The organism is Maricaulis sp. (assembly GCF_048269565.1).
Taxonomy (GTDB): Bacteria; Pseudomonadota; Alphaproteobacteria; order Caulobacterales; family Maricaulaceae; genus Maricaulis.
The window spans coordinates 606,536-628,915 of record NZ_JBLXIK010000001.1 but is presented as its reverse complement, the minus strand read 5'-3'; the positions used below and the strand labels follow the sequence as shown (position 1 = coordinate 628,915).

The 22,380-nt window shown below is 64.9% G+C and carries 19 protein-coding genes; 9 read left to right on the top strand and 10 right to left on the bottom strand.

Annotated features, from left to right (window positions below):
• The first annotated feature begins 41 nt into the window (after window positions 1-41).
• Complete coding sequence (rpoH, locus tag ACN0YL_RS03135) at window positions 42-935, top strand: RNA polymerase sigma factor RpoH (protein WP_417470937.1); 894 nt, start codon at window positions 42-44, stop codon at window positions 933-935.
• 27 nt (window positions 936-962) lie between these two features.
• On the opposite strand, the gene ACN0YL_RS03130 is transcribed toward rpoH, so the two are convergent.
• Window positions 963-1,637: a lysoplasmalogenase gene (locus tag ACN0YL_RS03130; RefSeq protein WP_417496994.1), complete on the bottom strand. Its 675-nt coding sequence runs from the start codon at window positions 1,635-1,637 to the stop codon at window positions 963-965.
• A gap of 64 nt (window positions 1,638-1,701) precedes the next feature.
• Between ACN0YL_RS03130 and ACN0YL_RS03125 the strand changes: the two genes are divergently transcribed.
• A complete protein-coding gene (locus ACN0YL_RS03125) occupies window positions 1,702-2,958 on the top strand; it encodes an alpha/beta hydrolase (protein WP_417496993.1) in 1,257 nt (418 codons plus the stop codon).
• 16 nt (window positions 2,959-2,974) lie between these two features.
• On the opposite strand, the gene ACN0YL_RS03120 is transcribed toward ACN0YL_RS03125, so the two are convergent.
• Complete coding sequence (locus tag ACN0YL_RS03120; protein ID WP_417496992.1) at window positions 2,975-4,252, bottom strand: trypsin-like serine peptidase; 1,278 nt, start codon at window positions 4,250-4,252, stop codon at window positions 2,975-2,977.
• A gap of 184 nt (window positions 4,253-4,436) precedes the next feature.
• Between ACN0YL_RS03120 and ACN0YL_RS03115 the strand changes: the two genes are divergently transcribed.
• Entirely contained in the window at window positions 4,437-4,862 is a 426-nt protein-coding gene (locus tag ACN0YL_RS03115) for a hypothetical protein (RefSeq protein ID WP_417492526.1), read from the top strand.
• Window positions 4,863-4,954: 92 nt separating this feature from the next.
• On the opposite strand, the gene ACN0YL_RS03110 is transcribed toward ACN0YL_RS03115, so the two are convergent.
• The 4 genes from ACN0YL_RS03110 to ACN0YL_RS03095 form a co-directional block, all read right to left on the bottom strand.
• Window positions 4,955-5,788, bottom strand: a complete 834-nt coding sequence (locus ACN0YL_RS03110) for a thioredoxin family protein (RefSeq protein WP_417492525.1) — start codon at window positions 5,786-5,788, stop codon at window positions 4,955-4,957.
• 106 nt (window positions 5,789-5,894) lie between these two features.
• Complete coding sequence (locus ACN0YL_RS03105) at window positions 5,895-7,670, bottom strand: ABC transporter ATP-binding protein (RefSeq protein WP_417496991.1); 1,776 nt, start codon at window positions 7,668-7,670, stop codon at window positions 5,895-5,897.
• A gap of 292 nt (window positions 7,671-7,962) precedes the next feature.
• Window positions 7,963-8,889 carry a thioesterase family protein gene (locus tag ACN0YL_RS03100; protein ID WP_417492523.1) on the bottom strand — a complete coding sequence of 309 codons (927 nt, stop codon included), beginning with the start codon at window positions 8,887-8,889 and terminating at the stop codon, window positions 7,963-7,965.
• A 12-nt stretch (window positions 8,890-8,901) separates the two neighbouring features.
• Complete coding sequence (locus tag ACN0YL_RS03095) at window positions 8,902-9,336, bottom strand: transcriptional repressor (RefSeq protein ID WP_417492522.1); 435 nt, start codon at window positions 9,334-9,336, stop codon at window positions 8,902-8,904.
• 199 nt (window positions 9,337-9,535) lie between these two features.
• On the opposite strand from ACN0YL_RS03095, the gene ACN0YL_RS03090 reads away from it, so the two are divergent.
• The 3 genes from ACN0YL_RS03090 to ACN0YL_RS03080 all read left to right on the top strand — a co-directional run bounded on the left by ACN0YL_RS03090 (window position 9,536) and on the right by ACN0YL_RS03080 (window position 13,409).
• On the top strand, window positions 9,536-10,162 hold the full coding sequence (locus tag ACN0YL_RS03090) for an OmpW/AlkL family protein (protein ID WP_417492521.1): 627 nt from the start codon (window positions 9,536-9,538) through the stop codon (window positions 10,160-10,162).
• Between the two features lie 152 nt (window positions 10,163-10,314).
• Entirely contained in the window at window positions 10,315-11,106 is a 792-nt protein-coding gene (locus tag ACN0YL_RS03085) for a SapC family protein (RefSeq protein ID WP_417492520.1), read from the top strand.
• A 158-nt stretch (window positions 11,107-11,264) separates the two neighbouring features.
• Entirely contained in the window at window positions 11,265-13,409 is a 2,145-nt protein-coding gene (locus ACN0YL_RS03080; RefSeq protein ID WP_417496990.1) for a protein-disulfide reductase DsbD family protein, read from the top strand.
• Between the two features lie 6 nt (window positions 13,410-13,415).
• Here ACN0YL_RS03080 and ACN0YL_RS03075 read toward each other — a convergent pair whose 3' ends face one another.
• A complete protein-coding gene (locus ACN0YL_RS03075; protein WP_417496989.1) occupies window positions 13,416-13,886 on the bottom strand; it encodes a hypothetical protein in 471 nt (156 codons plus the stop codon).
• Window positions 13,887-14,086: 200 nt separating this feature from the next.
• Here ACN0YL_RS03075 and hisS point away from each other — a divergent pair, with 200 nt between their 5' ends.
• Window positions 14,087-15,571, top strand: a complete 1,485-nt coding sequence (gene hisS / locus ACN0YL_RS03070; protein ID WP_417496988.1) for a histidine--tRNA ligase — start codon at window positions 14,087-14,089, stop codon at window positions 15,569-15,571.
• A gap of 263 nt (window positions 15,572-15,834) precedes the next feature.
• Here hisS and ACN0YL_RS03065 read toward each other — a convergent pair whose 3' ends face one another.
• Window positions 15,835-17,034: a hypothetical protein gene (locus ACN0YL_RS03065; RefSeq protein ID WP_417496987.1), complete on the bottom strand. Its 1,200-nt coding sequence runs from the start codon at window positions 17,032-17,034 to the stop codon at window positions 15,835-15,837.
• A 313-nt stretch (window positions 17,035-17,347) separates the two neighbouring features.
• Here ACN0YL_RS03065 and ACN0YL_RS03060 point away from each other — a divergent pair, with 313 nt between their 5' ends.
• On the top strand, window positions 17,348-18,457 hold the full coding sequence (locus tag ACN0YL_RS03060; RefSeq protein WP_417496986.1) for a glycoside hydrolase family 3 N-terminal domain-containing protein: 1,110 nt from the start codon (window positions 17,348-17,350) through the stop codon (window positions 18,455-18,457).
• Between the two features lie 48 nt (window positions 18,458-18,505).
• On the opposite strand, the gene ACN0YL_RS03055 is transcribed toward ACN0YL_RS03060, so the two are convergent.
• Both ACN0YL_RS03055 and ACN0YL_RS03050 read right to left on the bottom strand, forming a co-directional pair.
• Window positions 18,506-20,449: a S9 family peptidase gene (locus ACN0YL_RS03055; protein ID WP_417496985.1), complete on the bottom strand. Its 1,944-nt coding sequence runs from the start codon at window positions 20,447-20,449 to the stop codon at window positions 18,506-18,508.
• Between the two features lie 86 nt (window positions 20,450-20,535).
• Window positions 20,536-21,648 carry a serine hydrolase domain-containing protein gene (locus tag ACN0YL_RS03050; RefSeq protein ID WP_417496984.1) on the bottom strand — a complete coding sequence of 371 codons (1,113 nt, stop codon included), beginning with the start codon at window positions 21,646-21,648 and terminating at the stop codon, window positions 20,536-20,538.
• 126 nt (window positions 21,649-21,774) lie between these two features.
• Between ACN0YL_RS03050 and ACN0YL_RS03045 the strand changes: the two genes are divergently transcribed.
• A complete protein-coding gene (locus ACN0YL_RS03045; protein ID WP_417496983.1) occupies window positions 21,775-22,227 on the top strand; it encodes an Lrp/AsnC family transcriptional regulator in 453 nt (150 codons plus the stop codon).
• The last annotated feature ends 153 nt before the right edge of the window (window positions 22,228-22,380 follow it).

The following is a 22,380-nucleotide window of genomic DNA, read 5'->3' as shown; positions in this document are numbered from 1 at the left end:
TGTACAAGGGTGCCGTTTTCCCAGCAGGGATAGGGAAAATCATGGCCAATGCACTGTCAATCTCGCTGTCTCCCGAACAGGGGCTGTCGCGCTATCTCGCCGAGATTCGCCGCTTCCCCATGCTCGAGAAGGATGAGGAATTCATGCTCGGCAAGCGCTGGCGCGAGCATGAAGATGCCGGCGCCGCGGAAAAGCTCGTCACCTCGCATTTGCGTCTCGTGGCCAAGATCGCCATGGGCTATCGCGGCTATGGCCTGCCGATTGCCGAAGTGATCTCCGAAGGCAATGTCGGCCTGATGCAGGCCGTCAAGAAATTCGACCCGGAAAAGGGCTTCCGCCTCGCCACCTATGCGATGTGGTGGATCCGTGCCTCCATCCAGGAATACGTGTTGCGCTCCTGGTCGCTGGTCAAGATGGGCACGACCGCGGCCCAGAAGAAGCTGTTCTTCAACCTGCGCCGGATGAAAAGCCAGATGCAGGCGATCGACGAGAATGATCTCAATCCGGAACAGGCGCAGGCGATCGCGACCAAGCTTGGAGTCACCACCGATGAGGTGATGTCGATGAATGGCCGCATGTCCGGCCCCGATGCCTCGCTCAACGCGCCGCTGCGCGGCACCGAGGGCGAGGGCCAGTGGCAGGACTGGCTCGCCGACGACAATGCCGAGAGCCAGGAAGACGAGCTGGTCGAGAGCGACGAGTTCGACACCCGTATGCAATTGCTGCAATCGGCGATGGGCGAGCTCAATGAGCGCGAACAGCACATCCTGCAGAAGCGCCGTCTGTCGGAAGAGCCGGAGACGCTGGAAGAACTGGCGGCGCATTTCGGCGTCAGCCGCGAGCGCATCCGGCAGATCGAGGTCCGTGCCTTCGAGAAGCTGCAAAAGGCGATGAAGGAAATGGCGGCCGAACAGGGTCTGATGGCCGACGCCTGATCACAGTCTTGCGAAGCAGCGTCCGGATCAGCTCCGGGCGCTGTCTTCGGGATGGCTCAGGCCCAGGGCGATACAGGCCTGGCCACCGAAATAGCACACCCAGACCACGGGTCCGGCCCAGTCGAGCATGCCGGCAAACATGCGCCAGGCCAGCACCGCATCCGAGACCAGGAATAACAGCGCCCCGATCACGGCCAGCTTGGGCGCCCGGCCGATCAGGGCCAGCGCCACCATCACCAGGATAATGCCGTTATAGATACTGGCCGCCACGCGCAGCTCGCCGAAATGCGGCTGCAGCGCCACCAGCATCACCACCCCGAACACCACCATGATGCCGGTCGCCAGATAGCCGGGCAGGCCGCGATTGCCCTCGCGGCGCAGCTGGTCGGCGAACAGACCGATATAGATCAGATGACCGATCCCGAAGGCGAGAATGCCGAGCGCCTGCTGGGTCGGCTGCAGCGCCAGAAAGGCATCGCCGGCGGATCCGGCGAGCAGGCCGAGCCCGAGCCAGAGCCGGCCCTGTTTCAGGGCATAAATCCCGAGCAGGACCACGCCGCCGGCCTTGACGACGACATTGACCGGATAGGGAGTGCCTAGACCGAAATCATCGAACAGATAGATCGCGCCCAGCAACAGGGCGACGAGCAGGATCAGCCGCGAGACGCGGTCGCTGGCGATGGTGATCGGTGTGGCAGCCATGGTCTTCCCCCCTGATTGCGTCGCAGGCTAGACTGTGGGCCGAAACCGGCAAAGGGGTAAATTCATGACGGCAATGCCGGTTCTGCTCGCCCTGGTGCTGGCCACCGCCGCAGCGGATGACGCGCCGGCCACGGGCGCTGCCGTCAGTCTCGCCGAGATCGAGACGCTGCTGACGGTCCAGCCCGGTGCCGTTGAACAGGCCTGGACGCAGCTGAGCCGTAGCGGCCTGCCGCGCATCGAGCCGATCGCCGGCGATGCGGCGCGTTCGCGGGTCACCTTTCTCTACAAGGCCGGTGGTGATGTCACCGAGGTGAGGCTCAACAGCGTCATCAATGCGGTGCGCGTCGACTGGCCGGTCGAGGATTTCAATCGCGACTTCGCCCTGCCGATGCAGCGCATCGCCGATAGCCGGATCTGGCGTCTGACGCTGGATGTGCCGCGCGATGTGCAGGCCAGCTACAGCTTTCTGGTCACCGGGCCGAACGGCACCGGGCGCGTCACCGATCCGGGCAATCGGCGGCGTCTGCGCGGCGGCGCGGCCGAGGCCTTGCTGACCCTGGACCGGGTCGGCGATCTGTCGCCCTTGCTGCCGGTATCGCCAGGACGGCTGGGCGACCATCAGGTCCGGATGATCGACAGCGAAGCGCTGGCGCGGCCGGTCACGCTGGATATCCAGCCCGCCGCGGCGGGTGATGCCAATGCACCGGTGCTGATCCTGTATGATGCCTTCAACTGGGGCGAACGGGCGCCGGCGCGGGAGATCGTGCACAATCTCGTCGCGGCCGGCCGCATCCCGCCGATGCATGTCGTGCTGATCGACCAGCTCGATACAAGCAGCGGACAGGCCCGCTATGCCGACCAAGCCCGCTTCATCGCCGATGAGCTCTTGCCCTGGCTGCGGGCCGAGTTCGGCTGGCGTCTGGCGCGCGAGGATGTGCTGATTGGCGGGGCGTCGCGGCGCGGGCTGTCGGCAGCGATCACGGGTCTGACGCGGCCGGACGCGATTGGTGCCGTGGTGTCGCTGTCGGGGTCATTCTACTGGGCGCCGCCGGATGAAGCGCCGGAATGGCTGGCGCGCCAGCTGGCCGGGGCACCGGAGCAGGCGCCGCGCTTCCTGCTCGCTGCCGGCTCGCTGGAACATGTCGTCACCTCGACCAACCAGGGCCATGTCATGCTTGATGCCAACCGCAATATGGCCGAAGCGCTCGGCGCGGCGGGCTATCCGACCACCTACCGCATCTATCCCGGCGGCCACGATATTGCCGCCTGGCGGCTGGCCCTGGCCGAGGCGCTGGCAGAGCTTTATGCGCCAGAGCCGTGATTGCCGGGTTTTCTGATTACTTGACCGGCTTGCCGATCGGCTGCGCACTGGTGCCGCCCGTGCCGATCCGGCCGGCGACGAAATCGTCGTAATACTGCAGCCAGGCTTCCGAACGCACCGCGATATAGATCATCGGTCCGCCCGGATTGGAGCGGAAATTCGAGTCGGTGCCGACGACGAAATACTGATTGCCCTCGCGCACCATGAAGGGGGAGCCGCTATCGCCGCGGGTCGTGTCGCAATTATGCGCCATGGTGTTGTCGTTGAAGACCTCGGTCATGTGGCAGCCGATATTGCCCGACAGATGCGCGCCGGTATCCCAGCTATAACCCGCCTGGTAGAGATCAGCGCGCATGGCGCCGCGATGGCCTTCATTCTGGACCAGGCCGCGAACCCCGACATGGCCAAGCTCGGCGCCGAGCGGACGGTCGATGCGCAGCAGGGCCCAGTCGGTACCATCGAGATCATTGCCATTGCTGAAGCGTTCCTCGTCCCAGCGCGGATCAATCAGATAGCCGGTGACGCGCGCTTCCAGAGGGCCGCCGCGGCGTCCATAGGCGGTGCGGAAGACGGCACTGGCATCGGTGACGCCGTCCTCATTGATGCAATGCGAGGCGGTGATCAGGACATCGTCGGCGATCAGTGTTGCCGTGCAGGCGCCGCCGCTGTCGAGATCAATCTGGCCGACGACATTCCAGGGGGTGGCGGTGGTGTCCATGAAGACGCGGTCGTCACGCCCGAAATAGTGATCATTGATCGTCAGGGGGCGCTCGCGGCCATAGCAGTCAGCGCGGTCGGTGCGCGCGTCGCATCGGCCATCGCCGGTGCCCGGCTCGTTGCAGACGCCGTCGAAGGCGGTGTCGCAGCTGTCATTGCGGAAGCGAAGATTGATGATGGCGCCGCAATCGGAAAGGTCGGTGGCCTGGGTGCAGGCGCCGGTGCCGAAACCGGGCTCATCGCATTCGCCGTCATTGGCCCACTGGCAGCTGTCATCCTCGACGCCGTCGGCAATGCGCCAGCAGTCGGAATAATCCGTGCCCTGGTCACAGGCGCCGGTGCCGATGCCCGGATCGTCGCATTCGCCATCATTGGCCCAGCGGCAGGTGTCGGTGCCGCGATAGCTGGAGGTGGAGACATCGCCAGGGCGTTGCGGCTTCTGGATCCGGTGCAGCCAGCGCGAAATCTCGCGACTGGACAGGGTTTCGGCGGGACCACCGGCGAGGGCCGGTTCATCGGCCTGGCCGGCAGAGACACACAAAATGGCGGCCAGTGCCGCGATCAGACCTGTACGCATCAAATCAAACTCCCGTCCCCATTGCCTGGCCGCTTATCGCGCAATTCCCCGTCCGCACCAAGCCTGAGCCAGCATTCTATCGTTCATCGAGATGACTGGCAGCTGAACGGCGCATTCAAGGACGTTTCAGCCGGGCTTTGGTGCAATGGGCGCTCAGAAGAGTTTGCAGCTACAGGAAAGCGCCATGAAAGCCCGTATCAAGATCGCCGCCGCCGCCATCCTCGCCTTCGCCGGCATGGCCGCCCTGCCGGGCGTCGCCAGTGCCGGCACTTGGCATGTCAATGCCGCGTCCTGCCCGGATCTGCGTGAGGATCGTGCCGATGCCCGCCGCAATACCGGTCGCGGCGATGTGCGTGAAGACTATCGCGACCGCCAGGTCATCAGCTGTCCGGCGCATGCCTGGCGCTATGCCCCCGATCGCTATGAGCGCATTGCCCTGCATCGTGTCGCGCCGCCGCTGACGGTCTATCGCGATCGCTCCGGCGGCTATTATGCCCGCAACCGCCATGGCGCGGCCTACCGCGTTGATGTCGTGATCGACTATCCACGCGGCACAGCACGCTCACGCAATCATCGCGACTCTTATCGCGGCCATCCGCGGCGCCACTAGAGGGTGACCCGGCCCTCCGGATAGCGCGGCGCGTGGCCATACAGGGCTACGCGCCCGCACCCGGGTGCCGGTCGTATCGCCGTTGGCCACAACTACCAGCGGGCGCTCTCATGCGGTTGAAAGTCGAGATGGAGGTCGGGGTTCTGATGGTCGAACACCGCGACGGTCTCGCCCGAGACCGGTCCGTCGCCGGCCAGTTCGGTCAGGGCGTCGGTCACCATTGAGCGGGCTGAAGTGCGCAGTTGCGCCACCTGGCGCGGCAGGTGGCGGCGCCATTCATCAATCTCTTCAGCGCGGGCGGTAAAATCCTCCGGCCGCTCGTCCGCAGGCCGGGCTCGCCAGCGGCCATCATCGAGATAGGCCCGGGCCAGACGCGCTCCTTCCTCTTCCTCGAACAGGTCGATCTCGATCATCATCGCCTGGTAGACCAGGGAGGATTCGACCACGCCGCCGGCGACGGGAATATCGCCGGCCCAGCGCGCGAAATAGGCACGGGCTCGGTCAACCGGGGTCGAGGCGGCGCTGCCCCAGGCTTCGCGTTCATCGCGATTGAGCAGGGTCTCGTCGGCGGGATCGATAATCATCACCATTGGCGTGGCATAGAGCGCTGCGACGCCGAAGCGGCGGATCACGTCCTGGTTCTGGTCGCGCCAGCCGACATCGATGAAGCGCGTCACATAATGATCGCGCAGGGTTGCGGCCAGCTCCGGGTCCTGGAAATGCCCGACCAAGCCGCGGCTGTCATGACACCAGTTGGCCCCGAACACGAGCAGCAGGCGCCTGTCCTGCGCCAGCGCCTCTTCTAGGGCGGCATCGACCTCGGCCATCGCCGAATAATTCTGGTCGAAGGCGGCAGGCGCGTGGTCTTCGGCGAAGACCGGCGGCGCGATCAGGAGCAGGGCAAGCAGGCTGGCAAGTAGACGCATAATGACCTCGAAACAATTGTCGGCACGAGACAAGCACGCCGCGCCCCTCAGCGCCAGTCAAGCTGGTGTGAAGCGCGCGGCGTTCCGTCTTGTCCCGCGACCGGTCCTATCCCGCTGCCAGTGAGGCGAGGCGCGCATAGGTGCCATCATCCCGGCTGGCCAGTTCGTCATGGCTGCCCTGTTCGACAATGCGGCCCTGGTCGAACACCAGTATGCGGTCGGCATCGCGGATGGTCGAGAGCCGGTGGGCGATGATGATCGTGGTGCGATCCTGCATCACCGCTTCCATCGCCAGCTTCACATCGCGTTCGGTCTCATTGTCGAGACTGGAGGTGGCCTCGTCGAGAATCAGGATCGGCGCATCGGCGAGGATGGCGCGGGCGATCGCAACGCGCTGGCGCTCGCCGCCCGACAGCTTGACCCCGCGCTCGCCGACCAGGGTCTGATAGCCCATCGGCAACCGTTCGATGAAGGCGTGGGCATGCGCAGCCTTTGCTGCGGCGATAATCTCCGCCTCGCTGGCGCCGGGGCAGCCGAAGGCGATATTCTCGGCGATCGTACGGTGGAACAGCGCCGGGTCCTGCGGCACCAGGGCCACATTCTGGCGCAGGCTGGCCTGGGCCACATCGCGCACATCCTGGCCGTCAATCTCGACGGCGCCTTCATTGACGTCGTACAGGCGCTGCACCAGCTTGACGAAGGTCGACTTGCCCGAGCCGGTCGCCCCGACCAGCGCCACCTTCTCGCCCGGCTCGATGGCGAGCGAGAAGTCGCGGTAAAGCGGACGGGTCTGGCCCTCATAGGTGAAGCCGACCCGGTCAAAACGGATCGCGCCGGCACCGGGCCGGAAGTCGCGCGCATCGGGCGCATCCTTGACCGTGCGTTCCTGCAGGTCGAACACGGCGAGATCCTGCAACTCGTCCATCGAGCGCTGGATCGCCTGCACCTGCTCGCCAAAGCGGCGCATATAGCCGGACACCAGCATGTAGGAGGCCAGCGCCGCGACGACATCGCCGGCCGTCGCCGCACCGCGCGACCATTGCCAGACCAGCAGGCCGACCAGTCCGGCCTGCATCGACAGGTCGGTGGCGATATTGACCAGCCAGGAATTGACGAAGCGCAGCCAGGTCTTTTTGGTCTCGTTGCGCCAACGCCAGGTCAGTTCGTGAAAGCGCGCATCCTCGCGCGTCTCGGCGCCGAAGCTCTTGACGGTCGCAATGCCGCCGACCGCATCGGCGAGGGCGCCGCCGATCTGGGAATCGAGCGCGTTGGAGCGCATGTTCTGCGGCCGGATATAATAGCGGCTCAGCATCAGGGATGAGGCGATGAAGATCGCCATCACCACCAGCACGACACCGCCGACCAAGGGCCAGCGCACCGCCATCACCCCGGCGACGCCGAGCATGACGCCGAGCGAGGGGGCGATGCCGAGAAAGATGTTCACGGTGATGGTGTCATAGGCCCACATTCCGCGCGTGATCTTGCGCACGACCGAGCCGGCAAAGGTGTTGGCGTGCCAGTCGAGCGAGAAGCGCTGCACCCTGGCAAAGGCATCTGTTGTCAGATCCGCCATGTTCGCCGACGAGAAGGGCACCTCGCAGCGCGAGGCCATCTGGCGCACGAAATAATAGGTCACGGCGGTGCCGAGATAGAGCGCAAAGGCGGGCCAGGGCTGGCCGGTTTCCGGACCGGCGGCGAGCGCGTCGATCAGATGGCCGGCGGCCACCGGGATATAGACCTCGGCAACCGTCGCCAGCACCATGAAGACAATCATGCCGGACAGCAGCCAGGGCCGCCGCATCCATTGGCGGCGCAAATAGGCCAGCACCTGCAGATTGCTCAACGTGCGATCGGTGGGAGTTTCGGTATCGGCAATGGACATGGCAGCTCGGACCGGGCGGTCCGTCCTCATGAAAGCAATTCATCAAACCTGTGGCGGGTGAACGTCAGCGAATCCGCGCGGGCCGGGCCTGGATGCAGGCGCGGGGTGGTCGCACGGGAAGGGGGCACGTTCTGCCGCCTTCTATGGTCAGATGGATGTGCTCATGGGTCTGCTCCAATGTGCCGATTGGTCCGTGGCGGGGTGGTTACACCGGGCCTGCCGCGGCGGGCAAGGTGCGGAGAGAGGATTTGTCGCTTCTACACCACGAGTGTGTCGAAATTGACACGACGCCTCAGGGCTCAAGACCGGCAATGCAGGCCGCGTCCAGGTCCGGACGAAGTCCGGGCGCCAGGTCGAGAATCTTGCGCGCCTCGAGATCCATCGGTGCGGCGATGCCTTCCATGGTCCACCAGGGCCGGCCGCTTGCCGGATCGAGGACCCAGTGCACGATATTGCGCACTTTCGGCCCGAAGGATGTCAGGCCCGAGCGCACGACATAGCCGTCGCCGGCTCGCGGCCAGCGCCGGGGCAGGATGCGGCATTCCAGCAGGGCGGACCCGATCTCGCCCTCGGCCTGTCCCTGGTGGAAGGCCCACTCTTCGGGGAAGGCCTGTTTGAAATTCACCACCGAGTTGGAAATGCGCCCGAGCAGGACTTCGGTGCGCATGCGACCGAAGACATCGACTTCATCCGGGGTGATGCGGCCGAGCCCGACATGGGCCAGCCCGAGGGCGTCGGCGCGCCCGAGGCTGGCGGTCTTCGTGCCGGGCGCGGCCCCGGAGAGGCCGCGCGGCCGGGCGAAGTCGGGCACGGTCACGCTGTGGGCCCGGAGCCGGTCGGGGAAATGGCTCGGCCAGGAGAAGGCGCGGCCATCGCGCGGCGAGACATGATCGAGATCGATGCGAAAACTCGCGGCCGGCTTGCCGGTTCCGCCATGGCGCATGACCAGTACGGCCGAGCATCCGGTCTCGCTGATGCCCGTCCAGCCGCCTTCGATCAGCAGCGGCGCACCCGGGCGCGCTTCGGCGAGAAAACGGACATGAATGGATGTGGGCAGCAGGGTCGCGTTGGCGTCGGCGCGGTGGATGTTCTTCAGGCCGGTCTGCGCCGCAAGGCCGCCAAGCGCCTCGCTGGCCTTGGCCAGATAGAATTTCACATTCATATGCCCGAGTTCGTCGCACTCCCAGGCATTGGCATTGCCGCGCCAGATCTCAATCATCGAGCGATCCTGTCAGTGCTGGCATTTGCTGCAATGCCCGAAATGCTCGATCACCGAACGTTCGATCGTGAACCCCGCCGGCCGGTTGGTGCTGACCGGGGCGCCATGGCGTTCCTCGACCGCGCCGCAATGGCTGCAGATAAACAGCTCGGCGCAACCATCGGGATGGGTGTGAATCGTGGTGCAGCCGACAAAGGCGTTCAAGGCCTCGACCTTGTGCACCAGACCCAGGCCCATCAGGAAATCGAGCGCGCGATAGACGGTCGGTGGTTTGGCAGAGCCGGCGCCGGGCTTCAGTGCCTCAAGCAAATCATAGGCTTTCACCGGGCCATCGGCTGTCAGCACCAGTTCCAGCACGCGTCGGCGCATCGGTGTCAGCCGTTCGCCGCGCTGGGAACAGAGCGTTTCGGCGGCCTCAAGGGCGGTGAGCGTGGAATCAGCGTGCATGGTCAGGCTATCTAAACCCAGTTCGGGACAAAACACACCCGCCAGTTACGCCGGATCGGTCATGACCGGCAGTATGGCGCAGATCGCCTTGTGTTTTGCCCGGTGCGACAGGCTGACGCGCGGCGAAACGCACACTGCCCGAAGGCCGTCACATCATCGATAAAGGCCATACATTTTTTATGGATGAAGGGGCTCCCTCATGAAACACCTTATGCTTTGCGCGACCATTCTCGGGTCACTGGCTGTCACCGCAGCTCCGGCCCATGCCGAAAGCGGCGACTGGCTGATCCGCGTGCGCGCCATCGACGTGATGCCGAATGAAAGCGCCACGATCGACACGGTCGGCGGCGATGTCGATATCTCCGACCAGATCGTGCCGGAATTGGACATCACCTATTTCGTCCAGGACAACTGGGCCGTTGAACTCATCCTCGGTGTGACACCGCATGATGTTCAGGCCGTCGGCACCATCGCCGGTGATATCGATCTCGGCGATGTCACCCTGCTGCCACCGACACTGACGCTGCAATACCATTTCAACCCGGACGGCCAGATGCGGCCCTATCTCGGTGCCGGCGTCAATTACACGCATTTCTTCAACGAGGACCTGCCCGGTGGCTCGGCACTGACCAGCATCAGTTATGATGACAGCTTTGGTTTTGCCGCCCAGGCCGGGATCGACTTCGCACTGCAGGATGACTGGTTTTTCAACGTCGACGTCAAATATGTCGACATCAATACCGACGTGCTGATCGATGGCGCTATCGGAGCGGATGTCGATATCGACCCGGTGATTCTCGGCATCGGCTTCGGTCGCCGCTTCTAGACCATTCGCCCTCCGAGTGGGCATGCCGGATCCCGGTTGCGGGGTCCGGCATTTTTTTTGCAAACCCTTCCGGTTCCAGTCCCTGCGTGGCCGCGTTGCCGCCATCGGGCATATCCGCTATCTAGCGCCGAAAGCAATGAAGGGTTTCTACAATGGCCGACGCACCAACCACCGAGGCACGCCTCACAGGTACGGTCCCGCTCTACAAGACTGTGGAGCCGCTCAACCGTACAAAACACAAGACCTATGGCGTGAAATCGATCGCACAGCCCTTCAGCTTCTTGAAGGATTGGCACTTCGTTCCCGCCATCGCCGGCGAGTTCACCGTTGCCAGCGGCAGCTATCCGATCATCTTCCTGGGCGACAAGAAAATGCCGGTCCTGGTGATGGGCCTGCGTCAGGGCACCAACGTCTTCGTCAACGCGGACGGCCAGTTTGATACTGATCACTACGTGCCGGCCTATGTACGCCGCTATCCGTTCGTGAGCGCTTCCAATCCGATGGATCAGCCTTCGACCGTCTGCGTCGATGTCGATGCGCCATTCGTCGTCAAGAAAGACCCGGACGTGCCCTTCTTCAACGAAGAGGGCGAGCCGACCGAGTACACCAGCAAGGCGGTTGAATTCGTCTCGGCGTTCGAGAATGACGCCAAGATCACCGAAAGCTTTGTCGAGCGTCTCACCGCGCTCGACCTGTTCGAGCAGAAAAACGTGCGCGTGGCCGATCCGAACAATCCGGACAACACGATCACGGTCGCGGAATACTGGGGTGTTTCTGACGAGAAATTCGCCAACCTGCCGACGGAAAAGCTCGTCGAGATGCACAAGAATGGCGATCTGCTCGCGATTTCTGCCCACCTGATCTCGCTGCAACGCTGGGAGCGCATCATGCGCCGCGTCTCCGTGCAGCAACAGGCAGCTGCCGCTCCGGCCGCCAAGGCCTAGGCTCTGCACATATCATTGTGATGGCTGCGGCCGCGCTGAAAGGCGCGGCCGTTTGCTTGTGTGCGATCACCATTGCGCGAGCGGGCTTCGACCTTGGACAAATCATGGCTATATGGCACGGGTGTTTCCTGCTTCCATTCCTGTCCCGAGGTCTGTTCATGCGTCTCCTAGCCGGTCTTGCCACGCTCTTCGCACTTCTTGCCGGGCAGACACCGGGAGCGCTGGCGCAACCGGGCTGGGCCAATAACGAACCGATCGTCGATGCCAGCCTGGTGTCGGACCGGGCGGCCGTGGCTCCGGGCGAGAGTTTTCATATCGGTCTGCGTCAGGTCATGCCCGAGGGCTGGCACACCTATTGGCGCAATCCCGGAGATAACGGCCTGCCGACCGAGGTCCGCTGGGATGTTCCGGCCGGTGTGAGCATCGGTGAGATCGAATGGCCGGCGCCGGAAGAAATGCCGCTGGCCGAGACCATCATGGATTACGGCTATCACGGCGAAGTGGTGCTGCCCTTTCCCGTTGAGCTTGATGCCGGCTTTGCGGCCGGCGAGCTGGTGGTCACCGGCCATGCCAGCTGGCTGGTGTGTGAAATCATCTGCGTGCCGGAAGAGCGCACCCTGTCGCTGACCCTGCCGGTCGCGGCGCAGTCACAACGCGATACCGACGGCTATTGGTATATCCAGGCTGCACTCGATGCGGTGCCGCAGCCGGTCGAGGGGCTGGAGGCGCGGATCGGATTTGGCGCCAACGCCATTGTGCTGGAACTGGAAGGCGGCGATTTTTCCGCCGCTGAGCCGGACTGGCACGATCTGACCTTCTTTCCCCATGACGGCGCGCTGATCCAGCATGCGGCCGGGCAGCGCAGCGAGCGCGAGGCCGGGCTGGCCCGGCTGATCCTGGCACCGGGTTTCAATCCGCAGCCGCAGAGCGGGACCCTGCGCGGCGGTGTGCTGCGCTACACGCTCGGCAGCGGCGCCGGCGCGCGCGAAGTCTCGGTCGAAATCCAGGCCCGTCCTGACCCGGCGATGACGCTTGCCGCTGCAGCTGCAGCTGCCGGTGCAGGCACTGGCACCGTTCCGGCTCCGTCGGTTCAGCCCGTGGCGCCCGGCCTGATCGGCCTGCTCCTGCTCGCCTTTGGCGGCGGGCTGATCCTCAATCTCATGCCGTGCGTGTTTCCGATCCTGTCGATCAAGGTGCTGCAATTCGTCGAGGGCGCGCATGATCATCCACACCGGACGCGGCGCCATGCGCTGTTCTTCCTTGCCGGGGTGATACTGAGCTTTGTCGCGCTGGCGGCCGTGCTGGTCGGACTGCGCGAATTCGGACTGCCGGTCGGCTGGGGCTTCCAGCTGCAAGTGCCCGTCGTTGTGGCGGCGCTGACGCTGCTGCTGTTCGCGATCGGCCTCAACCTGCTGGGCGTGTTCGAGATCGGCACCAGCCTGCAGGGCGTTGGCAGCGGGCTGAGCCAGCAGCCGGGCGCGCGCGGCGCCTTCTTCACCGGTGTACTCGCCGTCATCGTCGCCGCGCCCTGCGTCGGGCCGCTGGCGGCCGGAGCGCTGGGGCTGGCACTGACCCAGCCGGCAATCATCGTCCTGCTGGTCTCGGCCGCGATGGGGGCCGGTTTGGCCGCGCCCTTCGTGCTGGTCAGTTTCGTGCCGGCGCTGCAGGCCTTCATGCCCAAGCCGGGCCGCTGGATGGAACAGTTCAAGCAATTCCTCGCCTTCCCGATGTTCGCCTCGGTGATCTGGTTGAGCTGGGTGCTGGTGATCCAGTCCGGTTCGACCGGCCTGCTGCTGCTGGGTATCGCCCTGCTGGCGCTGTCGCTGGCGATCTGGGCGCGCAAACAGAAGCATCTCGCCTGGACCTTGGTGGCGATAATCGCCTTGCTCACCGGACTGGCCGCGACCCTGGCGATTGCCCGCCTGCCGGCCGCCACCAATGCGCCGACCCTGTCGGGCGGCGAGGAGGCGTGGTCACGCGAGCGCGTCGCCGAATTGCGGGCCGAGGGGCGCCCGGTCTTCATTGATGTCACCGCCGCCTGGTGCGTCACCTGCCAGGTCAACAAGCTCGGCGCGCTCAGCGATCCGGCCGTGCGCGATGCCTTCGAGCAATACGGTGTGGTGGAGATGCGCGCCGACTGGACCAATCGCAATGACGAGATCGCGGCCCTGATCGCCGAGCACGGCCAGGCCGGTGTTCCGCTCTATCTGGTGTTTCCCGCTGATGGCGGGCCGGCGCGGGTGCTGCCCTCGGTGCTGACGCGCGACATCGTCGTCACGGCCCTGGCCGAAGCGGCGGGCTAGCCCGGTTCAGTCGCGCGAGGCCGGGCAGCTGGCTGGCGGGCCGAGCGTGGCGGGCAGAGCCTCGCCATCGGCCGCCGGAGCGATCTCGGCGGCATCATGCATCAGGGCCGAAATCTCGCGATAGGCGCGGGCCTGGTCGGCGGCGGTCTCGGCGGCATTGAGGGCCTCGAGCCGGCTGGCGGCATCGCCGGACATGCCGCGGAAAATGCAACGCAGATCGATCGGCCCACCGGCCTCGTCGATGGCGCGGCTCAGCCGCATCGCATCGGCGGAGAACTGGTCGAGATCATATTGCAGCGGATCATCAAGATCGATCGGGCTCGCCGGTGCGCCGGGCCGCGCGGCGGCATAGTCAGCACGTTCCCGGGCCTGGCTGGCGATATTGCGCGCGCTGTCGGCGAGGTCGGACCCGGGCCCGGCGAGGGCGGCGGAACTGGCCAGCAAAGCGCAGGCGAGGGCAGGCAGGAGATGGCGCATGACGCGGCTTCCGGTGGCGAACGATGAGGCGCCAGCTTGGCAGAAAGAGTTTTACTGCCGGTGAATCGCCGCGCAGTTCAGCTGCGAACTGGTGAAAAAACTGGTCCGCAGGGGCTGGTCCGATATTGAAGACCGCTGACACGCGGCCGATTGCCTGCTTTACAGGGGCCGGTTGCCGATTGATCAAGCCGGAGACGTCCATGAGCGCGAAGAAACCCTTTCGTCCCAAGGCCCGCCGCCCGCGCGGTTTCGAAGACCGCAGCGGATCGGTTCTGCGCGCCGAACGGCATCTGATCGAGACCGCCAGCCGCGTCTATGACGATTGGGGTTTTGAACCCTTGCAGACGCCGGCCTTCGAATTCGCCGACGCGCTCGGCAAATTCCTCCCCGACGAGGAACGCCCCAATGAGGGCGTGTTCGCGCTCGAGGATGATGACGGCCAGTGGCTGTCGCTGCGCTATGACCACACCGCGCCGCTGGCGCGTTTTGTCGCCGAGAATTTCCAGGATCTGAACAAGCCCTATCGCCGCTATCAGGCCGGCGATGTCTGGCGCAATGAGAAACCCGGCCCGGGCCGTTTCCGCCAGTTTGTCCAGTGCGATGCCGATACGGTCGGCGCCCCGGGACCGGCGGCTGACGCGGAAATGATCGCCCTGGCAGCCGAGGTGATGCGCGCTGTCGGCCTCGATGACGGCGAATACCTCATCCGCGTCAATGACCGGCGCATTCTCGATGGCGTGCTGGAAACGATCGGAGCCGCCGAACCGGAGCGCCGCATGCGTGTGCTGCGTGCCGCCGACAAGCTCGACCGGCTTGGCCGCGACGGGGTTTGCGATCTGCTCGGCGCCGGCCGCAAGGATGAATCCGGCGACTTCACCGAAGGGGCCGGCCTCGACACCAAGGGGATTGAAACCATCCTCGCCTTCCTCGATTCCGGTGGCGGCAGCCGCGGTGAGGTGATTGGCCGGCTCGAACCGCTGGTCGGGCAATCGCAGGCGGGGCGTCTCGGTCTGGCAGCGCTGGGCGAGATTGACGCGGTCCTGTCCGCGATCGGTGTCGGCGACAGCCGCGCCGTGTTTGATCCGTCCGTCGTGCGCGGCCTGGGCTATTACACCGGGCCTGTCTATGAGGCCGAATTGCTGGCGACGGCGCATTATGATGATGGCAAGCCGATCCAGTTTGGCTCTGTCGGCGGCGGTGGCCGTTATGATGACCTGGTCTCGCGCTTCACCGGCCAGGCTGTGCCGGCGACCGGATTCTCCTTCGGGGTCAGCCGTTTTGCCGCCGCGCTCTCGGCGCTGGGCCGGGTGGGTGCCGGGCAGGAGCGTCCGCTCGTGATCGTGATTGCGGCCGAGAAGGACCGGTCAGCGCATTATCTGGCGATGGCGGCCGAGCTGCGCGCAGCGGGTTTTCGCGCCGAGGCCTTTGCCGGTGGCGGCAATATGGGCAAGCAGATGAAATATGCCGACCGGCGCGGCGCTGTTGCAGCCGTCATTGTCGGTTCGGACGAGCGCGAGCAGGGGCTGGTGACGATCAAGGATCTCAAGCTCGGCGCCCGGCTGGCGGCTGAAATCAGCGATAATCGCGAATGGCGCGAGGAGCAGCCGGCCCAGATTACGGTCGCTTCGGACGCCTGGGTCGAAGCGGTCCGGACTGTGGCAAGACGCGACGGAAATAGCGTCTGAACTGTTGATAAGTATCAGGGGCGTGGCAAAACGTGGTGACTGGACTTGACCTCACATGACGTCTACGTCAACCTCGCATCTGGACCGGGCCTGACCGTCTAGTCCTTGGCGTTTCGGGGAGAAACGTCCTTTATCGACCAACCGCAAATTTCGGGGCTGGCTTTGGCCAGCCCCGCCTTTTTGGGCGATTTCCGGCCTGGCGCAGACGGAAAGGCCGGCTTGCGCCGGCCTTGTCACAAATCAAAATGCGAGCGGCTGACGGCCTACTTCTCGTCATCAAGCTCGTCAGTCTCGAACTCGAATTCGAACACGCGGCGGGCGCCGTCATCATCATCACTGCGCAGGACAATCACCTGCCGCCCGGTCAGATCGACCTCGTCGCTGCTGCCGTCATCACGGTCGAAGCGCACGATGCGCCGTTCGCGGTGGCGGTCGGCGGGACCGCCGGCGAGCCGCTCGGCCTCGATCCGGTTGAGCCAGTCAACGAGGCTGTCGCCGGTCTGCTCCTCGCCATTAACCCAGACCTGGCGCCGTCCGTCATCATTGCGCTCGATGCGGACGCTTTGCTCCTGGTACCCATCACCATCGCCGGTCGTTTCCCAGCGCATCACATTGTGCCGCGCGATGCGGGCCTCGTTGCGCGCTTCGCGGGCCAGTTCGCGCGCTTCATCGCGCGCCGCCCGGATCTCGTCGCGGACGGCCCGCTCCGCATCGCGTTCGGCACGGGCCTGGTCACGGTGGCTGCGCACTTCATCGCGCTCGGCGCGGGCTTCATCGCGACGGGCTTCGTGCATCATCTCGACGCGAACCCGGCGCCCTTCGTCGCGAGCCTCGCGGAGTTCGACTTGCACTTCACGCATGGCCTCGCGAATTTCCGCGCGCGCATCCTCGAGGGCGGCGCGGACTTCCTGGCGTTCGGCCTCAGACATATCGTCCCAGTCGCTCGAATTGCCGTCGCGGAAGGTCTCTGAATCCAGCCCCGCGAGCGCGGCAGTGAGTGAGTCGAGGACCTCGGTGCGCATCCCCTCGGAGTCAAATTCAAAGTGGAAATCATGCATGCCTTCGGCCATGCGCGCGGTGTGCTCGGCCCGCTCGGCCATGTGACGGGTAAATCGGCCATCGAAGCGATTGAAATCGCCATCGCGCAGGACCTGAATCTCGTCGCCCTCGACGATGATGACGCCGGCACCCTCGGTCTCGACCCGCTGGCCATCGATCATGACGCTGTTGCCATCGATTTCCACGGTCTGGCCGTTGACGGTCAGGCGGGTCGCGGGGGCATCGCCCTGGATGTGGATGGTGCGTTCGCCATCCTCGCCGCGGATTTCAATCATGGTCCCGGGGGCGTCGGCGGCCCTGTCGCCAGTAACGCGCAGGCGGGTGTGGCGGTTGTCGTCGTCAATCGCCCAAGCAGCTGTTCCGGCCAGGGTGATCGCCGCAGTGGCAAGCAGGATCGTCTTCATGAAATGTCCCTTTCATCGAATCTCGTATTCACACTGCGCCGCGCTGTGTTACCGCGCCTTGGCTCCGGGCTGAACTTTTGGAAAGGCGGCGCGCCCGGTACGAAAGAGGGCGCAACACCGGTCAGGTGCCGCGCCCAGTTACTAAAGGGGCCGTTGATCGTGAAAAGAACGGCTGAGACAAGACTGCCCGACCCCGTCCGGCTCCAGCCTTGCTGCCGTGTGACCTTTTCGCAATGCAGGCGTGATGCCCGCTTGCGCGAGCGGCCCTGGCTTTGCATGGTGCCAGCAGACCTGTTTGGCTCTGGAGAGACTGATGACGCACCCCCTTGGCGGCCCGGACCGCCGCAGCGTCCTGCGCTGGGCGGCCGCCACGGCCGGCATGAGCCTGTTGCCGGCATCCTTCGCGATGGCCGACGAGATGAGCCTGGACCAGCGGATCGGCCAGATGCTGTTGCTCGGCTTTATCGGTTCGACGGTGGACACCGAAGGCGCTGACCAGATCGCCGATCATCTGGGCGAGGGCCGGATCGGTGGCGTGCTTTTCCTGCGCCATAATGTGCGCACGCGTGAGGGGGTGGAAGGTCTGACGGCGCGTTTCAGGGCGATCGCGCCCGATGCCTGGATGGCCGTCGACCAGGAGGGCGGGGTGGTGCAGCGCCTGTCGCGCGATCTCGGCTATACCGCCATTCCGCGTGCCCGGCTGGTCGCCGAGGCCGGCGATGCCGACGCGGCACGTGTCGTCTACGCCGCCGCCGCGCAGGAATTCCGGGCCGCCGGCTTCAACATGAATCTGGCGCCTGTTGCCGATCTGAACGATCCCGAGAATGCCGTCATCGGCCGTCATGGCCGCGCCTATGGCGATGATGGCGCCACCGTTGCCGCCTATGCCAGCGCCTTCATCGACGCCTATCGCGAGGCCGGTGCGGTCTGCGCCATCAAGCATTTCCCCGGTCACGGCCATTCACGCGGCGACAGCCATGCCGGATTTGTCGACATCACCGAGACCTGGAGCGATGCCGAGCTCGACCCCTTCCGCCGCCTGATCGAGGCCGGCGAGGCGCGGCTCATCATGGGCGGGCATCTGACCCAGCGCGGGCTCGACCCGGCCGATGTGCCGGTGACCTTCTCCGCGCCGGTGATCGAGGGCCTGTTGCGGGGCCAGCTCGGCTATACCGGCGCCGTCATGACGGATGATCTCGACATGGCCGCGATCCGCGAGAATTACAGCCAGCGCGAAGCCGTGCTGCGCTCGATCGAGGCCGGCAATGATATCATCATGCTGTCCAACTCGGCCGCCCCCGATCCGGAGCTGCCGCAGCGCATTGTCGACTGGGTGATCGAGGCGATTGTCGAGGGCCGCTTCACCGAAGCGCGCATCGACCAGTCGGTGGCGCGGATTGCGGCATTGCGCCAGCCGGTCTGACGCCTACGGGCGGCCCGGAGGCCGCCCGCCTGTCGCGTCTTAATCTGCCTATTCGCCTTCCCCGCGCAAATACGTATCCAGGAAGCTGAGATAGGCCTCCGACGCCGTGATGCGGTTGTCGCGGCCGCGGAAGCCGTGGCCTTCATCGGGGAAGAGGACGTATTCGACCGGCACACCATTGGCGCGCACGGCGGCGACCATTTCATCGCTCTCCACCTGCAGCACGCGCGGATCATTGGCGCCCTGGATGACCATCAGCGGTTTGGTGATCGTCTCGGCATGGAAGAGCGGCGAGATGGCGCGGTGGCGTTCGGCATCGGTGGCCGGATCGCCCATCTCGTCATACAGCGACTCGCGGAAGCTCTCCCACCAGGGCGGGATGGAGGCGAGGGTGCGCTCCCAATTGGTGACGCCGAAAATATCGATCCCGACCTCGAAGGCGTCCGGGTGGAAGGCGAGGGCCGCAACGGTCATGAAGCCGCCATAGGAACCGCCGATGACGCCGACCTGGTCATCGCGCACCCAGTCGAGCGAGCGCAAGTAATCGCCGGCCGCGACGATGTCATTGAGGTCTTCCTCGCCATGACGGCGGTCATCCATGTGGAAGAAGGTTTTGCCATAGCCCGAGGAGCCGCGGTTGTTGGCGGCGTAGACGGCATAGCCGTGATTGACGAGGTGCTGGATCATCGCCGAATAGCCGATCCGGCTCTGTCCGCCAGGTCCGCCATGAACCATGACGAGGGCGGGGACCGGATTGTCGGCGCTGGCACCATGCGGGCGATACATGATGCCCGGGATTTCCACGCCATCGAAACTGGCAAAGCGCACCACTTCGGCATCGACCATGTCGGCTTCGCTGATCGCCGGATTGAGGGCATTGGTCAGCTGGGCGTGTGCCTGTGTGGCCAGGTCGACGAGATGGACATTTGACGGCGAGGTGGCGGCATTGATCGTGAAGGCGATCGAGCCTTCATCGCGCGAGAAGCGGACCGCGCCGAGATCGCCGGCCGGCAGGTCAGGCAGGGCGAGCGCTTCGCCGGTCTCCAGATCGGTGATGCTCACTTCGGTGCGGGCATCGGCATTGATGCCGGTCACCAGAAAGCGGCCCGAGGGCGAATAGGTGACGAACTGGACATCCCAGTCCGCGGTCACGACCGGTGCGCGCTCACCGGTGGCGAGATCATGCGACCAGGCCTGGGAGAATTCGCCGAACTCGTCGGTGGCATAAATCAGGGCGCTGCTGTCAGGGGTGAAGGTATAGGCGCTGTAGGCGATATTGCCGTCGTGCGGTGTGATCAGCACCGGCTCGCGATCATCCGCGGCCAGATCGACCAGCAGGATATCGCTGTCGGCCGAGGTGCGGCTGCGCACCAGGGCGAGCCAGCGGCCATCCGGGCTGACGGCATTGATGGCCAGTGTGTCGGCGTTCTCGAACAGGACGCTGCTCTCATAGCTCAGCGTGTCGTATTGGTAGACATCGAAGGCGGCGGCGTCCCGCGCATTGGTCGCAATCCAGATATCGCTGCCATCGGGCGAGAAGCCGATGAATTGGGCTTTGACGTTTTCGCCCGGCGTCAGATCGCTCAAACGGCCATCGAGTTCGCGGACATAGACATGGCTGAGCTCATCGCCGCCGCCATCGGCGGTGACCAGGGCGCGGTCATCATTGGGGAACCAGCTGACGGCATAGGTGGCGCTGGTGGTCGATGAGGTCAGCGCCTCGCGGTCGCCCGAGACCGGATCGACAGCATAGGCGTTGAAGACACCGGTTTCGTCCGAGGAGATCAGGATGCGGCCGTCGGAGGCCGCAAAGGCATGCCCGCTGCTGTCGGCCATGCCGAAGCTGGTGGTCATGAAGAAGGTGGCGGCATCGTATTGCGTGACCGCCGGCGCGCTTGCTTCGTCGGTGGCGGGAGCCGCCTGGTCAGCGGGCTGGCAGGCCGCCAGCCCGAACGCCGCCACGAATGCCGCGCCGATTGCGAAATACTTCATGCTGATCTCCCCAAAATGTCTGTTGCGCGCATCATAGCGCAGACCGTGACGAGAGACAGCAAGGAAAAGGGCGGTTCCGGAGGGGGCTAGCCTTCGCCCTCCGCTGCCACCATGAAGAGCATGTCCCGCGCCAATGTTCCGGCCAGCTGCGGTTCGCTGCAATTGAGGTGCACGATGACGGTGATGTCGGGCGACAGCACGCGCACGACCGTTGTGACATAGCCATCGATATAGCCGCTATGGGTCACGAGGTTCAGGCCGGACTCGTGTTCGACATAGGTCGGGCCGAGGGCACGATAGCGGCCATTGCCGCGGTCAAACTTGTCTGAGAGCATGGAGCGGCCGATATCGGCCAGCGCGCCGTCGCTGGAGAAAAGCGCGTCCAGGAAAATCGCCGCATCGCTCGCTGTTGCCAGCACGCCGCCATCGGCACCGTTATTGTCCTGCAGGGTGAAGGTGTCGAAATCCGCATCATCGCCGCGGCCATAGCCGTGAATGCGGTCATGCGGATCGCCATACACATTATAGCCGGTCGCCTGCAGCTGCAGCGGCGCGAAGATAATGCTGTCCATCAGATCTCCGAGCGGCTGCCCGGTCACCGCCTCGGCGACCAGACCCAGCAGCTGATAATTGCTGTTGGAATAGCCAGAGTCTTCGCCCGGCGCGAAATCCGCCTCACGGCCCCGGATATGGTCGAGTGTCGTATCAGCGGTGTTTCTCGCTACGGTGCTGACCTGTGCCTCCCACGCGTCGTCATAATAGTCGGGGACGCCGGAGGTGTGGTTGAGCAATTGCCGGATGGTGGCGATGTCCGCATTCGCGATGCCGTCGATGCGGGCGGGTTCGACATAATCGGCCGCCGTGCGGTCGAGATCGATCCGGCCATCGAGGAGCAGGCGGTGGATGACGGTCGCCGTGTAGAGCTTGCCAACGCTGGCCATGCGCAGCCGGTTATCGTCCGCCATGGCTTCGCCCGTTGCCCGATCGGCGAGACCGCGGCTGAACACCTGGCGCTCGCCGTTCATCTCCAGCAGCACAATGGCGCCGGCCACGCCTTCGGCGAGGGTTTCGTCAATGCGCGCCGCGATGCGGCTGTTCAGGGACGCATCGTCCGGGGCGACGGTCTGGGCCGTGCAGGCGCCTGTCAGCGAGGCGAGGGCGGTGGCTGCGGCGATCAGAAAACGCGGGGCGGAAAACATGGCGACTCGTAGCTTGTTTGAGAGGAGGTGTGAGACTAGACGTAATCGCCCGCCGGGAATGGGCGAATTTCGTGCGTTAAACGGCGAAATTCGCCGATCTGCGCGCCGATGCAACAAGGATACGCCATGCTGGACGCATTCGACCAAGCCATTCTCGCCGTCGTCCAGGCGGATAATCGTCTGCCGAACCGGGAGATCGCCCACCGGGTCAATCTGTCGGAGACGGCGGTGCGGCGGCGGCTCGACCGGCTGCGCAATGAGGGCGTTATCTGCGGCGATGTTGCGTTGCTGGACCGCGACGCGTTGGGGCAGACCATGGTCGTCTCGGTGATCTTCGCCGAGGACAGCGTTGGGGCCTATGCGCGTTTCCGGGAGGAGATGGTTGCGAGCGATCGGGTGACGCAATGCTATTCCATTGCCGGCGAGGTCGACTTCATCCTCATCGTTCACGCCCCCGATCTGCGCGAATTCGAGGCCTGGGCGCAGACGACCCTGCTCGGCGACCCGGTCGTGAAGCGCTATGAGACCTCGGTGGTGTTCACGACCCACAAATTCTCCACGGCCGTCCCGCTCGGCTGAGGGCGCGCGGCATACCGTGCAGGTCAAAGAAAAAGGCCGCCCCCTGTGGGAGCGGCCTTGTCCTTGTGCGTTCAGCGTGAGCCGAACGGCATGATTACATCATGCCGCCCATGCCACCCCCGCCGTCCGGTTCCCGGACGGCTCACCTTTCGA

Coding starts and splice junctions, on each gene's coding strand:
- ACN0YL_RS03120 (WP_417496992.1), bottom strand. CDS start 4,252: ATGCGTACAGGTCTGATCGCGGCACTGGCCGCCATTTTGTGTGTCTCT.
- ACN0YL_RS03075 (WP_417496989.1), bottom strand. CDS start 13,886: ATGCGCCATCTCCTGCCTGCCCTCGCCTGCGCTTTGCTGGCCAGTTCC.
- ACN0YL_RS03100 (WP_417492523.1), bottom strand. CDS start 8,889: ATGATTGAGATCTGGCGCGGCAATGCCAATGCCTGGGAGTGCGACGAA.
- ACN0YL_RS03050 (WP_417496984.1), bottom strand. CDS start 21,648: ATGTTTTCCGCCCCGCGTTTTCTGATCGCCGCAGCCACCGCCCTCGCC.
- ACN0YL_RS03110 (WP_417492525.1), bottom strand. CDS start 5,788: ATGCGTCTACTTGCCAGCCTGCTTGCCCTGCTCCTGATCGCGCCGCCG.
- ACN0YL_RS03060 (WP_417496986.1), top strand. CDS start 17,348: ATGACGCACCCCCTTGGCGGCCCGGACCGCCGCAGCGTCCTGCGCTGG.
- ACN0YL_RS03090 (WP_417492521.1), top strand. CDS start 9,536: ATGAAACACCTTATGCTTTGCGCGACCATTCTCGGGTCACTGGCTGTC.
- ACN0YL_RS03055 (WP_417496985.1), bottom strand. CDS start 20,449: ATGAAGTATTTCGCAATCGGCGCGGCATTCGTGGCGGCGTTCGGGCTG.
- ACN0YL_RS03095 (WP_417492522.1), bottom strand. CDS start 9,336: ATGCACGCTGATTCCACGCTCACCGCCCTTGAGGCCGCCGAAACGCTC.
- ACN0YL_RS03105 (WP_417496991.1), bottom strand. CDS start 7,670: ATGTCCATTGCCGATACCGAAACTCCCACCGATCGCACGTTGAGCAAT.
- ACN0YL_RS03085 (WP_417492520.1), top strand. CDS start 10,315: ATGGCCGACGCACCAACCACCGAGGCACGCCTCACAGGTACGGTCCCG.
- ACN0YL_RS03080 (WP_417496990.1), top strand. CDS start 11,265: ATGCGTCTCCTAGCCGGTCTTGCCACGCTCTTCGCACTTCTTGCCGGG.
- ACN0YL_RS03045 (WP_417496983.1), top strand. CDS start 21,775: ATGCTGGACGCATTCGACCAAGCCATTCTCGCCGTCGTCCAGGCGGAT.
- ACN0YL_RS03065 (WP_417496987.1), bottom strand. CDS start 17,034: ATGAAGACGATCCTGCTTGCCACTGCGGCGATCACCCTGGCCGGAACA.
- ACN0YL_RS03115 (WP_417492526.1), top strand. CDS start 4,437: ATGAAAGCCCGTATCAAGATCGCCGCCGCCGCCATCCTCGCCTTCGCC.
- rpoH (WP_417470937.1), top strand. CDS start 42: ATGGCCAATGCACTGTCAATCTCGCTGTCTCCCGAACAGGGGCTGTCG.
- ACN0YL_RS03130 (WP_417496994.1), bottom strand. CDS start 1,637: ATGGCTGCCACACCGATCACCATCGCCAGCGACCGCGTCTCGCGGCTG.
- ACN0YL_RS03125 (WP_417496993.1), top strand. CDS start 1,702: ATGACGGCAATGCCGGTTCTGCTCGCCCTGGTGCTGGCCACCGCCGCA.
- hisS (WP_417496988.1), top strand. CDS start 14,087: ATGAGCGCGAAGAAACCCTTTCGTCCCAAGGCCCGCCGCCCGCGCGGT.